This is a genomic window from Mycolicibacterium litorale (assembly GCF_010731695.1).
Classification (GTDB): Bacteria; Actinomycetota; Actinomycetes; order Mycobacteriales; family Mycobacteriaceae; genus Mycobacterium; species Mycobacterium litorale.
In genome coordinates, this window is record NZ_AP022586.1 from 2,117,552 (window position 1) to 2,131,728 (window position 14,177).

The 14,177-nt window shown below is 69.3% G+C and carries 17 protein-coding genes; 1 reads left to right on the forward strand and 16 read right to left on the reverse strand.

All coding sequences use genetic code 11. From position 1 onward, the window contains the following. Window positions 1–7: 7 nt before the first annotated feature. The 6 genes from ruvB to G6N30_RS09880 all read right to left on the reverse strand — a co-directional run bounded on the left by ruvB (window position 8) and on the right by G6N30_RS09880 (window position 3,667). Window positions 8–1,081: a Holliday junction branch migration DNA helicase RuvB gene (ruvB, locus tag G6N30_RS09860; protein ID WP_134052309.1), complete on the reverse strand. Its 1,074-nt coding sequence runs from the start codon at window positions 1,079–1,081 to the stop codon at window positions 8–10. A 37-nt stretch (window positions 1,082–1,118) separates the two neighbouring features. After that, window positions 1,119–1,709, reverse strand: a complete 591-nt coding sequence (ruvA, locus tag G6N30_RS09865; protein ID WP_134052311.1) for a Holliday junction branch migration protein RuvA — start codon at window positions 1,707–1,709, stop codon at window positions 1,119–1,121. Then, window positions 1,706–2,260: a crossover junction endodeoxyribonuclease RuvC gene (ruvC, locus tag G6N30_RS09870; RefSeq protein ID WP_134052313.1), complete on the reverse strand. Its 555-nt coding sequence runs from the start codon at window positions 2,258–2,260 to the stop codon at window positions 1,706–1,708. Before ruvC ends, ruvA begins: the two co-directional genes overlap by 4 nt. A gap of 76 nt (window positions 2,261–2,336) precedes the next feature. Beyond that, entirely contained in the window at window positions 2,337–2,687 is a 351-nt protein-coding gene (locus G6N30_RS27215) for a hypothetical protein (protein ID WP_234880086.1), read from the reverse strand. 6 nt (window positions 2,688–2,693) lie between these two features. Continuing rightward, entirely contained in the window at window positions 2,694–2,999 is a 306-nt protein-coding gene (locus G6N30_RS27220) for a hypothetical protein (RefSeq protein WP_234880087.1), read from the reverse strand. A 68-nt stretch (window positions 3,000–3,067) separates the two neighbouring features. Then, on the reverse strand, window positions 3,068–3,667 hold the full coding sequence (locus G6N30_RS09880; RefSeq protein ID WP_134052315.1) for a TetR/AcrR family transcriptional regulator: 600 nt from the start codon (window positions 3,665–3,667) through the stop codon (window positions 3,068–3,070). A gap of 66 nt (window positions 3,668–3,733) precedes the next feature. On the opposite strand from G6N30_RS09880, the gene G6N30_RS09885 reads away from it, so the two are divergent. Continuing rightward, window positions 3,734–4,564 (forward strand): alpha/beta fold hydrolase, encoded by an 831-nt coding sequence (locus G6N30_RS09885; RefSeq protein WP_134052317.1) that lies wholly within the window; start codon window positions 3,734–3,736, stop codon window positions 4,562–4,564. Window positions 4,565–4,568: 4 nt separating this feature from the next. Here G6N30_RS09885 and fmdA read toward each other — a convergent pair whose 3' ends face one another. The 10 genes from fmdA to G6N30_RS09935 all read right to left on the reverse strand — a co-directional run bounded on the left by fmdA (window position 4,569) and on the right by G6N30_RS09935 (window position 14,150). Next, window positions 4,569–5,822, reverse strand: coding sequence for a formamidase (fmdA, locus tag G6N30_RS09890; RefSeq protein ID WP_134052319.1), 1,254 nt, complete (start codon window positions 5,820–5,822; stop codon window positions 4,569–4,571). Window positions 5,823–5,833: 11 nt separating this feature from the next. Then, window positions 5,834–6,055: an FmdB family zinc ribbon protein gene (locus G6N30_RS09895; protein ID WP_234880088.1), complete on the reverse strand. Its 222-nt coding sequence runs from the start codon at window positions 6,053–6,055 to the stop codon at window positions 5,834–5,836. A 172-nt stretch (window positions 6,056–6,227) separates the two neighbouring features. Continuing rightward, on the reverse strand, window positions 6,228–7,415 hold the full coding sequence (locus G6N30_RS09900) for a PucR family transcriptional regulator (protein WP_134052323.1): 1,188 nt from the start codon (window positions 7,413–7,415) through the stop codon (window positions 6,228–6,230). A gap of 31 nt (window positions 7,416–7,446) precedes the next feature. Further along, window positions 7,447–8,391 (reverse strand): PDR/VanB family oxidoreductase, encoded by a 945-nt coding sequence (locus G6N30_RS09905; protein ID WP_134052325.1) that lies wholly within the window; start codon window positions 8,389–8,391, stop codon window positions 7,447–7,449. Further along, entirely contained in the window at window positions 8,388–9,446 is a 1,059-nt protein-coding gene (locus G6N30_RS09910; RefSeq protein WP_134052327.1) for a Rieske 2Fe-2S domain-containing protein, read from the reverse strand. The genes G6N30_RS09905 and G6N30_RS09910 overlap by 4 nt, the downstream gene beginning before the upstream one ends. Before the next feature lie 11 nt (window positions 9,447–9,457). Next, the gene (locus G6N30_RS09915) at window positions 9,458–10,348 is read right to left on the reverse strand and encodes a polysaccharide deacetylase family protein (protein ID WP_134052329.1); all 891 of its coding nucleotides are present in this window, start codon (window positions 10,346–10,348) and stop codon (window positions 9,458–9,460) included. Then, window positions 10,345–11,304, reverse strand: a complete 960-nt coding sequence (gene speB / locus G6N30_RS09920) for an agmatinase (RefSeq protein WP_134052332.1) — start codon at window positions 11,302–11,304, stop codon at window positions 10,345–10,347. Before speB ends, G6N30_RS09915 begins: the two co-directional genes overlap by 4 nt. Window positions 11,305–11,317: 13 nt before the next feature. Next, the gene (locus tag G6N30_RS09925) at window positions 11,318–11,995 is read right to left on the reverse strand and encodes an SDR family NAD(P)-dependent oxidoreductase (RefSeq protein ID WP_134052334.1); all 678 of its coding nucleotides are present in this window, start codon (window positions 11,993–11,995) and stop codon (window positions 11,318–11,320) included. A gap of 2 nt (window positions 11,996–11,997) precedes the next feature. Further along, window positions 11,998–12,693, reverse strand: coding sequence for an SDR family NAD(P)-dependent oxidoreductase (locus G6N30_RS09930; RefSeq protein WP_134052337.1), 696 nt, complete (start codon window positions 12,691–12,693; stop codon window positions 11,998–12,000). Next, window positions 12,690–14,150 carry an APC family permease gene (locus G6N30_RS09935; RefSeq protein ID WP_134052339.1) on the reverse strand — a complete coding sequence of 487 codons (1,461 nt, stop codon included), beginning with the start codon at window positions 14,148–14,150 and terminating at the stop codon, window positions 12,690–12,692. Before G6N30_RS09935 ends, G6N30_RS09930 begins: the two co-directional genes overlap by 4 nt. Between the last annotated feature and the right edge of the window lie 27 nt (window positions 14,151–14,177).

Sequence of the window (14,177 nt, forward strand, 5' to 3'; positions counted from 1 at the left end):
GGCCGGCTCACTCGAACAGCCCGGCCTGACCCAGCCCGGCAACGCCGCTGGGCGGGGTCAGGCCGAGGTGTGTCCAGGCCTGTGCGGTGGCGACCCGGCCGCGCGGTGTGCGGGCGATCATCCCGGCCCGTACCAGGAACGGTTCACACACCTCCTCCACGGTGGTGGCTTCCTCCCCCACCGCGACCGCGAGCGTCGAGACGCCGACCGGTCCGCCGCCGAAGCTGCGGGTCAACGCCGAGAGCACCGCGCGGTCGAGCCGGTCCAGACCCAGTTCGTCCACGTCGTAGACCGCCAATGCCGCTTTGGCGATGTCGCGGGTGATGACGCCGTCGGCGCGCACCTCGGCGTAGTCGCGCACCCGGCGCAGCAGCCGGTTGGCGATCCGCGGCGTGCCGCGCGACCGGCGGGCGATCTCCGCGCCGGCCTCGGTGCCCAGGTGGATCCCGAGGATGCCCGCCGAACGGGCCAGCACCCGTTCGAGTTCGGCCGGTTCGTAGAAGTCCATGTGGGCGGTGAAACCGAACCGGTCGCGCAGCGGACCCGTCAGCGCACCCGAGCGCGTGGTGGCACCCACCAGCGTGAACGGCGCCACCTCCAGCGGAATCGACGTCGCTCCAGGGCCTTTGCCGACGACGACGTCGACCCGGAAGTCCTCCATCGCCAGATACAGCATCTCCTCGGCCGGCCGCGCGATGCGATGGATCTCGTCGATGAACAGCACGTCGCCCTCGACGAGATTCGACAGCATCGCCGCCAGGTCCCCGGCGCGTTCGAGCGCCGGACCCGACGTCACCCGCAGCGAGGACGACAGCTCGGCGGCGATGATCATCGCCAGCGACGTCTTCCCCAGCCCGGGCGGCCCGGACAGCAGGATGTGGTCGGGCGTACCGCCGCGGTTCTTGGCGCCCTCGAGCACGAGTTGCAACTGCTCGCGCACCCGCGGCTGGCCGATGAACTCGCCCAGCGACCGGGGGCGCAGGCTGGCGTCGATGTCCCCCTCGCCGACGGTCAGCGCGGGTGAGACGTCGCGGTCGTCGGGTTCGGCGGCGTCCTCGGCGGACTCGTCGAAACGGCCCATGTCAGGTCTGCTCTTCGCCCAAGCGGCTCATCACCGGCTACTTCTTCCCCAGCATCGACAGCGCCGCCCGCAACGCGCTTGACGTCGTGGCGTCCGGATCCGCGGCCAGCACCTTGTCACACGCCTCCTCAGCCTGTTTCGCCGGAAAGCCCAGTCCGACAAGGGCTTCCACGACGGGACCGCGGACGGCGTGGCCACTGACGGCGGTCGCGCCCGCGCCCGCGGTCACCGGGCCGATCTTGTCACGCAGTTCGAGCACCATGCGCTCGGCGCCGCGCTTGCCGATGCCGGGCACTCTGGTCAGCGCGGTGACGTCACCGTCGGCGAGCGCCTGACGCAGGGTGGGCGCGTCGTAGACCGCGAGCGTCGCCAGCGCGATCTTCGGCCCAACCCCGGACACCCCGAGCAGCGTGCCGAACAGGTCGCGGGCGTCGGCGTCGGCGAATCCGTACAGCGTCATCGAGTCCTCGCGCACGATCATCGCGGTGACGAGCCGGGACTCGTCCCCGCGGCGCAGGGTGGCCAGCGTCGAGGGCGTCGCCATCACCTTGTATCCGACACCGGCCGCTTCGATCACGGCGTGGTCGAGGGCGATGTCGATCACCTCACCGCGCACCGAGGCGATCACCGGGCCGCCTTGAGCTTGGCCTGGTACTTGCGGCGCTGTTCGGCGGCCATCGCCTCCGCGGCGGCCATGCGGGCGATCATCGGCGCGCGCCAGCAGTGGCAGATCGCGAGCGCCAGCGCGTCGGCGGCGTCGGCGGGAGTCGGTTTGGCCTGCAGCGCAAGAATTCTGGTCACCATCTCGGTCACCTGCGCCTTGTCGGCGCGGCCGTTTCCGGTGACGGCGGCCTTCACCTCGCTGGGCGTGTGGAAGTGCACGTCGATGTCGCGTTTGGCCGCCGCGAGCGCGATCACCCCGCCCGCCTGGGCGGTGCCCATCGCCGTGGAGGCGTTCTGGTTGGAGAACACCCGCTCGATGGCGACCACGTCCGGGTGGTGGGTGTCCATCCAGTGTTCGACGGTGTCGCTGATGGTCAGCAGCCGGCGGTGCAGCTGTTCGTCCGACGGGGTGCGCACCACGTCGACGTCGAGCGCGATGACCTGTCGGCCGCGTCCGCTTTCGATGACCGAAAGCCCGCAGCGCGTCAAGCCGGGATCGACTCCCATCACCCGCACGCGGCAACTCCTCCGTGAGAACACTTGTTCGACACAATAGCGGGCGATCAGTGCGCGGATATCCGCGACACACCGCTCAGGCGTACGGGCGGAGATCCTGCGGCGGCGACCCCGGCGCGGGCACCGCACCCGACACCTTGATGCCGTCGGCGATCTCCGCGATGCGCCGTCCGGATGCGCGCCACCCCGCGATCTTCTCGGTCGCCACGTCCTCGCCGTCGCGCGTCACCACCACCTTCCACGGCACCCCGAACACCTTGCCCAGCGCCCAGAACGGCCACACCAGCAGGAACGGCAGCGCGACGACGAACATCACCACACCGAACCAGTTGGTCCCCCAGTTGAGCATGTCCAGGTAGTCCAGCAGCGGCATCCATCGGCGGTGCACCCGCCACCGCACCCCGTCGGTGTCCTTGAACTCCGGCATGTCGACTCAGATCACGAACCGGCCGGACCGGGCGCCCTGTGCGATCTCCATCACCACGTCGGCGATGCGCCCCTGCGAGCGCCGCCATCCGCGGACCCGTTCCCGCTTCACCTCGTGGCCGTCGCGCTCGACGATGATCGTCCATCGTCCGCCAAGCCATTTCGTCGCCAGCCAGAACGGCCACAGCACGACGAACGGTAGCGCGATCACCACACTGAACAGGTCGAAGGTCAGATCGAACACGCCGGGAAACGGCCACCACTGGCGGTGCACCGACCACGCCGCGCCGTTCGGATCCAGGACTTGCGCCATGGCGTCATCTTCGCCGATCGGCGCGTCATGCGCGCGAATTCGCGAGCGGCAGGCGCCTTCCAGAACAGCTAGGGCGCAGGCGCAGGCGCCGCCGCGGTCAGTGCCACCCCGCGGAACTGCGGGCCCAGCACCCGGCCCGCCGCCAGCAGCGGTTCGGTGTCACGCATCGTGCGGGCGAGCACGAACGCGCCCTCGAGCGCGGCCACCAACGCGACGGTGACCTGACGCGCCGTCGGCGCCGGGAGCCCGCGCGCGGTGAAGTAGGCGGTGCCGCCGTCGAGCCAGCCGGTGAAGATGCCGGCCGAGACCTCGCGCAATTCGGCCACAGTGTCGGCCACCTCCGCGGCCACCGAGGCGATCGGGCACATGTTGGCGAAGCCGGTGGCGGCCATGTCCTGGGCGGCCTGCTCGAAAACGCCCTCGAGCGCCGCGCCGAGATCGGTGTAGCCGTCGACCACGGTGGGAATGAGCATCGCGTACGCCGCGCCGGCGTTGACCAGCGCCTCGCGCGCGATCTGCACCTTGCCACCGCGGAAGTGGTGATAGAGCGAACCGATCGGCGCACCGGACGCCGCGGCGATGTCCTTCATCCCGACCGCGCCGTAGCCGCGGTGCCGCATCAGCTCCGCCGTCGCGGTGAGGATCGATTCCCGCGTGGACCTTGCCATCGTCGCCTCCTGACCCCAGACTAGAGCATACGTTCTAGAATGACCGTTCTAATCAAGGGAGTCACCATGCCGACCGTGGACGTCACCGCGGGACCCGTCGAATACCGCGAGGCGGGCGACCCCACCGGACCGCCCGTCGTCCTGCTGCACGGGCTGCTGATGAACGACGCGCAGTGGGAGCCCGCACTCCCCCTGCTTCCCCAGGGGTTCCGTTACCTGCTGCCGGTGCTGCCACTGGGCGGCCACCGCATCCCCATGCGCTCCGACGCCGACCTGTCACTGACCGGGATGGCCGGGATCGTCGCCGACTTCCTCGACGCCCTCGAGCTCGTCGACACCACGCTGGTGGTGACCGACTGGGGTGGCCCGCTGCTGCTGACCGACCTCGGCCGCGACAAACGCATCGTCCGCATGGTGATCTGCCCGTCCGAAGCGTTCGACAACTTTCCTCCCGGCTGGCCGGGCCGGGTCGCGTGGCTGGCCAGCCGCAACACCTTCACCGTCGCCATGGCCATGCGCCAGCTGCGGATCGGCTGGCTGCGGCGGCGCTACCTGATCTTCGGCCAGATGGCCAGACACGATGTGCCGCAACACATCGTCGAGTCCTGGTTCGCGGCGGGACTGACCGATCCGCGGCTGCGCCGCGACCTGGTCAAGTACTGCCGCAGCCGGTTCGACGGTGCCGAACTGACACGGGCGACCAACCGGCTCGCCGACTTCGACGGTTCCGTGCTGGTGCTGTGGAGTCACAACCCGGTGATGCCCGACGAGCACGCGAAGAGGCTGGCCGAACTCACCGGCGCGCGGCTGCGCTACGTCGACGACGCCTACGTGCTGGTGATGCTCGACCAGCCCGAGGCGACCGCCGCCGAGATCGGGGCGTTCCTGACGAGCTGACCGGTCAGAAGGACGAGTGAGGTGCGCCGATCCCCGGGTCGATCCGCACCGGCCCACCCGCCGACGGGGCGACCGGGAAGTCGAAGATCGCCGTCGGGATGTACACGGTCGCACAGGCATTCGGGATGTCGACCACACCGGAGAGCCGGCCCTCGATCGGTGCGGCGCCCAGCAGCAGGTATGCCTGCTCGGGGCTGTAGCCGAACTTCGTCAGATAGTCGATCGCGTGCAGGCATGCCCGCTGGTAGGCCAGATGCGAGTCGAGGTAACGCTGTTCGCCGTCGAGTGTCACCGACGTGCCGGAGAACGCCAGCCACTCCGAGTACTGCGGATCGGTGTTGCCCGGCATGAAGATCGCGTTCTCGCTGACCCCGTAGGTCTCCATGCCGCCGGAGATGACGTCGACCCGCAGATCGATGAAACCGCCCATCTCGATGGCCCCGCAGAAGGTGATCTCCCCGTCGCCCTGCGAGAAGTGCAGATCGCCCACCGACAGATTCGCACCGTCGACGAACACCGGGTAGAAGATTCGGCTGCCCTTGGTCAGATTCTTGATGTCCTGGTTGCCCCCGTTCTCCCGCGGCGGTGCGGTGCGCGCGGCTTCGGCGGCGGCCTTGGTGAACGCGTCGCCGGTGAGGCTGCCCAGGATCGCGTCCTGCGGTTCGGGCGGCAGCGCCAGCGGCGGCACCCGGTCCGGATCGGTCGCGATCAGCGCGGCTTCGCGGGTGTTCCAGGTGGACAGCAGGCCGGCCGACGGGGCGGTGCCCATCAGACCCGGATGGACGATGCCGGTGAACTCGACCCCCGGTACGTGGCGCGAGGTCGCCTTCTGACCGGAGAAGTCCCAGATCGCCTTGTACGCGTCCGGGAACTGCTCGGTGAGGAATCCGCCGCCGTTGCGGGTGGCGAAGATCCCGGTGTACCCCCAGCCCTGTCCCGCGAGCGGCCCCGAATCCTCCTGCGGGATCGGACCGACGTCGAGGATGTCGACGATCAGCAGGTCGCCGGGCTTGGCCCCCTCGACCGCGATCGGTCCCGACAACGTGTGCACCGTGGTCAGCGGCGCGTTGAGGATGTCGTCTGCCGAGTCGTCGTTGTGGATGGCCCCGTCGAACCACTCCCGACAGTGCACCCGGAACGAGTCGCCCTTCTTGACCGTGACCGCCGCCGGAATGTCGGGATGCCAGCGGTTGTGCCCAACCTTCTCCTGATCGGTGAACTTCTTCGTGGAATCGAGCGGGAAGACAACGTCGGGCATGAGATCTCCTTCTACGGTCGCGGGAGGGTCTGGTGCAGCGGGTTGGCGCTGGTCTTGCGCCGACGCGTCGCGGGAGGTGGTGCGGCGACGACGGACGGACGGTCGGCGGTGGCGCGGGTGGCGTCCTGCAACGCCATCGCGCCGCCCGCATTACCGAGGCGTGGCGACGCCATCATCCGGCGCGCGGAACCGCCGCAGTCAGGACAGTCGACGACATCTGGACGGCTGTGCATCGAATGCATCTGCTGCGTGGTGCCGCACCCGGCTTCGCAGCGAAAGACATAGAGAACCAAGGCATTCCCTCACTCTGCTCGAAACCGGTGAGCGTTACCCTACCGAGCGCGCGAGCCGCTCGCGCGGCAGTTGGAGAACCCGACAGCGAGCCCGCGTCCGCGGTGTAGCCACCTACAGGCGACCCGACCGGAATGAGTTGTGCGGCGGCACCTTCTGCGGTTGGGGCGCGGCACCTTCGCGCATACCCATGTTGTGCGCCGCCCACAGAGCGATGCGGAAGTTGATGCGGTCGGTCTCGACGAGCGGGTTGGCGCCGGTCAGTTCGGCGATCTTGGCCAATCGGTTTCGCAAGGTGTTGACGTGCACGTACAGCTGGTTGGCCGCCGTCGAGATGTCGTTGTCGGGCGCGAGGAACGCCTCCAGCGACGCCACGAGATAGGAGTTGCTGACCTTGTCGTGATCGACCAGCGGTACCAGCAGTCGGTGCACGAACGGCACCAGACGCACCTTCGGCACCGCGGCCAACAGACCGTCGAGGGTGGCGATCTCGTCGATATGCACGGTGCGCCGCCAACGCACCGCCTCGTGCAGCGCCTCGAGCGCCTCGGGGATCGCGTACGCCATCGACTGCGCGTCCGCGCCGATCGCCACTCCGCACACCAGCGTCGAAGACGCCAGCGCGGAGGTGAACTCCGCGGTCTGCGGGCACAGCGCGACGATGCGGTCGTCGAGCAGCGCCACCACCCCGGAGTGACGGTCCACCAGCTCGTGCACTTGGACGTGGACGTCGGCGGCGAACGCGCAGACGACGACCGGCGCGGTGGACAGACCGTGGCGGGCCAGCGCCGACTCGACCGGTCCGACGCCGAGCGTGCCCGCGACGAACCAGCGCAGCAACGCGCCCAGTTCGCGTTCGCGCGCGTCGACCTCGCGGTCGGTCGCGCGCCGGGATTCCGCCCAGTCGACGATCCGGCGGAAGGGGACGGCGGCGCGCTGGATCAGCAGGGGCAGATCCCTGTCGTGGCAGGCCCGCACCAATGCCGGTGGGATCTCGTCGAACACGTCGCCGAGGCCGATCAGCAGCGCGGCCACACCGCGGTCGGTCAGCGTGGTGACGTAGCGGCAGATCTCTTCGGCGCTCTGATCGGCCACCGGCACACCGACGCTCAAGATCAGTTCCTCGCCGGACAGATAGGGCGAGGGGTCGGCCAGCTCCGTCGGATACACGTACCGAATCGGTCGGTCGAGATCGTCGACCGAGGTCAGCGTGTCGACGTGCAGAGTCGGCTCGGCCAGCAGTTCGCCGAGGCTGACGCTGCCGTCGTGCGGTGAGGTCGCCGCAGCCGCCTGGACTGTCATGGCTGCGGAGTCTAGGCCGCTGATGGTGTTCTCACAGGTCGAGCGTCAGCTTGCCCCCGCCGCGGGACCGGGACACACAGATCATCATGGTCGTGTTCGTGTTCCGCTCGTCGGCACTGAGCAGATCGTCGCGGTGGTCGACGGTGCCGGAGAGCACCTTGGTCTCACACGTGCCGCAGAAGCCGGCGGCGCACGAGAACGCGACCTCCGGATCGACCGCGAGCACGGCGTCGAGAACGCTCATGTCCTCGGGCACGGTGACGGTGATCCCGGTGCGCGCGAGTTCGACCTCGAACGCGCCGTCCCCCGCGGTGGTCACCGGTGCGCCGGCCGCCGCGGAGAAGCGCTCCACGTGCAGCGTCAGCTCCGGGTGTCGTGCGCACGCCGCGTCGGCGGCGGCGAGCATCGCGGGCGGTCCGCAGCAGTACACCGCGGTCCCGGGCGGACTGGCGGCCAGGGCACCGGCGATGTCGGGGACGCCGGCCTCGTCCTCGGGGACGACGTCGACGCCGTCCAGTGGGGCCAGCCGGTCGACGAACGCCATCGCTGCGCGGCTGCGACCGCCGTAGAGTAGCCGCCACGGCGGCGGATCAGGTTGTGCCATCAACGATTCCACCATCGACAGGATGGGCGTGATGCCGACTCCCCCGGCGAGGAACAGATACTGCGGGGCCTCGGTCAGTGCGAAGTTGTTCCGCGGCTCCCCCACCTGGAGGACCTCACCGACCCGCAGCCGCTCATGGATCTCCCGGGAGCCGCCGCGTCCGTCGCCGACCAACAGGACCGCGATCGTGTACGCGAACGGATCGTCGACGGAGCCGCACAGCGAATACTGTCGCACCAGCCCTGAGGGCAGAGTCACCGCGACGTGGGCACCCGGCTCCCACGGCGGCAACCGGTCGCCGTCGACGCCGCGCAACACCAGGCTGACGACGTCGGCGGCTTCCCACCGCAGCTGGGTGACGCGCAATCTCACGCGTGCACGTGGCCGTTCGCCCCGGCCGGCTCCGGCGGCGCCTCGACCAGTCCGCGGGCCTGCTGGATGGTCTGCACCGCGTGCTGGGTCGCCCGGCGGTAGTTCAGTGTGTAGATGTCGGCCGGGGCGGAGACCTCGAAGGCCTGACCGGCCAGCGGAACCTCCTTGGGCTCCAACCCGTTCAGCACCGGGGTGTCCTCGTTGAACACCACGGTCTCGACGGCCAGGATCTCCTCGACCGTGCCGCCGCGGAAGTCGCGGTCGGTGGCCACGCCCCAGAAGATGATGCACTTGTCGTAGCTCACCGGCGAGGGGAAATCGACGAGATAGCGCTTGCCGGTTTCGGGGCCGAAATCGTAGAGAATGGTGGCGATTCCGGGTGCGTAGGAGTGGTAGTGCATCCATGCGTCGCCGACCGCGGAGAACTGCGCGGAGGGGACCTGCTCGTAGTAGTAGGTCGCCCACACTTCACGGCCATCGCGCTTGACCTCGAGATCGGTGACCACCGGATCGACTTCCCCCATCGAGGGTCCGTGCACGAACGGGAAGTGCGCCATGTCGCGGAAGTTCTCGGTCGCTGCCATGAATCCACAGTCTGCGTGGATCGGTTCGGCGGCACGCCATTCCAGTTCGAGGTCGGCGATCTCCGGCGGGTTGGGCAGGTCGAACACCGGATCGCCCAGACACGTCCACACGTGTCCGAACCGCTCGACGACCGGGTAGGCCTTGATCGCGGCCTTCGGCGGGATCCGTCCCTCCGCGGGTAGCGACGGGATACGGGCGCACTGCCCGGACCGGCCGTCGAACTGCCAGCCGTGGTACGGGCAGGCGATGTTGTCGCCGTCCACTTTTCCGTCGGCGAGGTTGGCGCCGCGGTGGATGCATCTCCGGTCGGTCACGCGCGCCGCACCGGTCGAGTCGCGGAACACCACGAGGTTCTGGTCCAGCAGGGTGGCGGACTGCGGGGTGCCGATGTCCTGCGAACGGGCGACGACGAACCAGACGTGCTGGTATGCCTCGCGCAGTTTCTCGGGGGTCAGTGCATCGCGGTTCACGGGTTTCTCCTTTACGGCCGGGCTGTGACCGGGGTGGGGTCGGGACGGGTCAGGGTGCGCGGGGCGAGCTGCTGGGCGCGGACGTGGGCGGCGATATCCGCCATGCCGGCGACCCAGACGTCGTCCATGGCGCACACCTCGGCGATGAAGTCGCGCAGTGCGGCGGCCCGGCCGGGACGGCCGGACAGGAACGGATGGTTGGTCAGCACCCACACACCACCCACGTCGCACATCGCCGCGAGTTCACTGCGCCACAGTTCGATCGCCTTGGCAGGGGTCTCGATCAGCCCGGTGCCGGAGAAGTCGGGCACGAAGCAGTACTGCTGCCAGTCGTCGAGCGCCCAGCTCACCGGCAGCTCGACCAGCGAGGTGTCCGCGCCGACCGCGAGCTCGTAGGGGTGGTCGGAGTCCATCAGTGTCGAGTCGTAGAGGAAGCCGAACTCCGCCAACAGCTTCGGGGTGTGCCAGTTCATCTCCCACATCGGCGCGCGGTATCCGGACGGCCGCACGCCGGCGACCTCGTCGAGCGCCTCGAGACCGCGCTCGAGGATGGCGCGTTCGGTGCCCTCGTCGACGCCCACCAGCGATTCGTGGAGGTAGCCGTGGTGGGCGATCTCGTGCCCCGCCCCGGCGATGGACCGGATCGCACCGGGATGGCGGTGCGCGGTGTAACCGGGGACGAAGAATGTTCCGGGAACGCCGAATTCGTCGAGGATGTTCAGCAGGCGCGGCACCCCCACCAGCGGACCGTATGCCTGGTGTGACATGGCGCCCATGCGGTCGGCGAACGCGAGGTCCGTTGTCAGCAGAGGCGATTCGGCGTCCACGTCGAACGTGAACGCGACGGCGCAGCGCTTGCCGCTCGGCCAGTCGACCGGACCGGCAGGGGTCGGGGCGGTCATCGTTGTGCCTTCCTTCCGAACACCGACAGGAACTCCCAGGTGACGTTCGCCGCGGCGATGGCGGTGATCTCAGCGTGGTCGTAGGCCGGTGAGACCTCGACGACGTCGACCCCGACGAGGTTCACGCCGTCCATACCGCGCACGACCTCCAGCAGTTCGCGGCTGGACATGCCCCCGGCCTCGGGCGTTCCGGTGCCCGGGGCGTGCGCGGGGTCGAGGACATCGATGTCGACCGAGATGTACACAGGTGCGTCACCCACTCGGTCCCGGATCCGCTCGATCATGCCCTCGGCGCCCAGTGCGTCCATCTCCCGGCACGTGATGACCGAGAACCCGAAGTTCGCGTCGTCGACGAGATCCTGCTTGTCGTAGACGGATCCGCGCACCCCGACGTGCATGTTGCGGTCGAGCAGAAGACCCTCTTCGAAGGCCCGCCGGAACGGTGAGCCGTGGGTGATGTCCGCCCCGTAGTACTGATCCCAGGTGTCGAGGTGGGCGTCGAAGTGCACCAGCGCCATCGGTCCGTGGACCGCGTGCGCGGCGCGCAGCGACGGTAGCGCCACCGAGTGGTCACCGCCGAGGATCACCGCGCGGGTTCCGTTGGCCAGCAGTTCGGTCAGCCGGCCGGCGATCTGCTCGACCGCCTCACCGATGTCGAACGGGTTACAGGCGATGTCCCCGGCGTCGGCGAACTGGCAGACCTCGAACGGTTTGATGTCCAGTTCGGGGTTGTAACCGCGGATCAGCCGCGAACCCTGCCGAATCGCGTTGGGGCCGAAGCGTGCCCCGGGCCGGTAGGTGACCGCGCTGTCGAAGGGGACGCCCACGACCACGACATCGGCCTGTTCGACGTCCTCCAGCCGCGGGAGCCGCGCGAAGGTGGTCCACCCAGCGTAGCGGGGTTGCACCTGGGGGTCGGCCACCCCGACGATGGGGCGGCCGTTGTCGTTGTTCAATCGAATGCCTTTCCTAGACCCGGTTCCGGGACAATCCACCGTCGAGGTTCACGATCTGGCCGACCGCCGCGCCGAGGTCGCGCCGGCACAGCAGGCCGATGACGCCTGCGGCCTGGTCGACGGTTCCCGACCGTCCGACCGGGGACGCCTCGCCCGAGACACCGGCCGCCGCATCGCAGATCGACCACTCCGAGTCGACGCCGCCGACCGCCACCGCGTTGACCCCCACGCCGAACGGGCCGAAGTCGCGCGTCAGCGTCTTGGTCAGCGCGACGATCCCGCCTGCGGCGGCCGCCACCGCGGCCAGCGAGGGACCGCCGATGTGCCAGCGGGAGGTGGTCAGCACGATCCGGCCGCCGGTGCCCGCGTCGCGCATGCATGCGGCGACGGCCTGGGCGTACAGGAAGCTCCCGGTCAGCGTCACGTCGACATGTCGCCAGAACTCGGCCATCGGCCGGCCGGTGACCGGGGCGACGTGGGGCAGACCATGGGCGACCACCAGGGCGTCGATCCGGCCCATCGCGTCGGCGGCGCGCGTGACGGCGGAGCGCACCGCCGCACCGTCGGCGTGATCGACGCTCGCGGTCGTACCCGCGGTGACGGCGCCGCGCCCGCTGAAGTACCGGTTCACCGCGGCGCCCAGCATGGTGTCGACACCGGTGACAAGAACCCGCTGCGCTTCGTCCGTCATGGTCAGATGACCGTTCCGCTGTTGACCGACAACACTTCTCCGCACAGGAACAGGTCTTCCTCCAGCAGCGCCCGCACGAGTTCGGCGACCTCGCGGGGTTGAGCGATGCGCCGGGCGGGCAGGCCGGCGGTGAACTCGTCGGCCCGTTCCCAGGAATCGGGCGGCAGCAGAGGGGTGTCGCACGGCCCGGGCGCGACCGCGTTGACCAGAACGCCGTCGGCGGCCACCTCGGCGGCGATGCTGCGCAGCAGGCTCAGCGCGGCGCCCTTCGCCGCGGCGTAGTGCGCGTCGTTGCTGCCGCCTCCGATGGCCCGTTCGGAGGCGATACCGACGATGCGCCCGCTACCGCGCCGGCGCATCTGCGGCAGCACCGCGCGGCACACGTGGGCCAGACCGCCCACGTGCACCCGCAGCATCCGCTCCCAGGACGCCTGGGCGATGTCGAGGGCGGGGGTCTCCTCGTAGTGACCGGCGCACACGACGGCGGCGTCGATCTGCCCCAAGGCGTCCTCGATCTCGGCGACGGCGTCGCTCACCTCGCGCTCCTCGGCGACGTCTGCGATCAGCCACTTGTCCATGGCGGGTGCGGGTTCGCGGGAGATCGAGGCGACCTTCCAGCCGGCGACCTGCAGGATCTGCGCGACCTCGGCGCCGATCCCGCTTCCGGCTCCGGTGACGACGGCGACCGGGGCCGTCATACGAGTTCGGTCTCGGTGGACGGTGCGGCCTCGGCCGAGTCGTCGAGCGAACGGCCACCGACGTTGCGCGCCTTGAGGATCACCACGCCGACCGCGAGGATCACGCCCATCGCGACGAAGAAGGCCCAGTTCATGTACCAGGACTCCGACACCGTGCGCGGCCAGACGATGTTGGTGAACTCGAACGCCACCCAGGCCACCGCGAGAACGGCGACCGGTGTGCCGAACCGGCCGAGATTCCAGGGGCCGGGAACCCATGTGCCGCGCAGCCGGGCGACCAGCCCGGTCACGAGCGGGAACAGGAAGGCCAGGTAGTACCCGCCGGCGGTGAAGGTGACCAGCACCGAGTACACGTCGGTCGCCGAGATGAGGTAGACGAACGCGCCGATCACCGTGGTGACCAGGATCGCGGGGATCGGCTGCGCCTCGGCCTTGGACAGCTTGGACAGCACCCGATGCCCGGGCAGCACCTTGTCACGGGCGAAGGACCAGATGACCCGCGAACCGGAGGCCTGCAGGGCCAGGAAGCTGGCCAGGAAGCCGATCACGAACGCCAGCAGGATCGGTTTGACGGCCGCTTCGCCCAGCGCGCTGCTCAGGACGTAGGCCACCGGGTCGGGTTCCTCACCCGAGCGGACCATCTCGAAGTCGGGCACCGCGAGGGTCACCGCCAGCGAGGCGTAGGCGATCACCAGCGCGATGAAGGCGATCGAGAACAGCATCGCCTTCGGCACGTTGCGCCGCGGCTCCTTGACCTCTTCGGCGATGGCGCCTGCACTTTCGAATCCGAGGATCGACCAGCCGGTGAAGGCGAGCGCGGCCAGGAAGGGCCCGGAGACGTACGCCCACGACCAGCCGCTGTTCAGGTCGATGCCGTGCAGGATCGCGTCGATGCCGTGGTGGCGGTGAAAGATCAGCAGGTAGGTGCCCAGTCCGATGGACGCGACGATCTCGGCGATGATGCTGCCGAACATCAGTGCCTTGAGGAACCCGCGCCCCAGGATGTTCGCCCCGGTTCCGGCCAGCAGGATCAGCAGCGCCACGACGCTCTGCTGCACGGCGGTCGGCTGCTCGATGCCGATCAGCTGCGCGAGGAACCCCGCGCCGCCGTAGGCGACGGTCGCCATGATGATGACCAGGGCCCACATGTACACCCAGCCGGCCAACCACCCGGCCACCTCACCGGCCAGCCGCCTGGTCCACTGGTAGATCGAACCCTCGTACGGCCAGCGGGACACGAGTTCGGCGAAGGCCAGGGCGACGATGCACTGCCCCACCCCGACGATGACGAAGGTCCACCAGAACCCGGGACCCGCGGTGGCCAGCGACAGACCGTAGATCCCGTACATCGCCACGATCGGCGAGATGAACGCGAACGCGAAGGCGAACGCCGACCACAGGGAGAATTCGCGCCTCAATTCCGTTGGCTCAGAACCTGTTTGCGGACTCGACGTCATCTGTTCTCCTTTTCGCCGCCCCGAGGA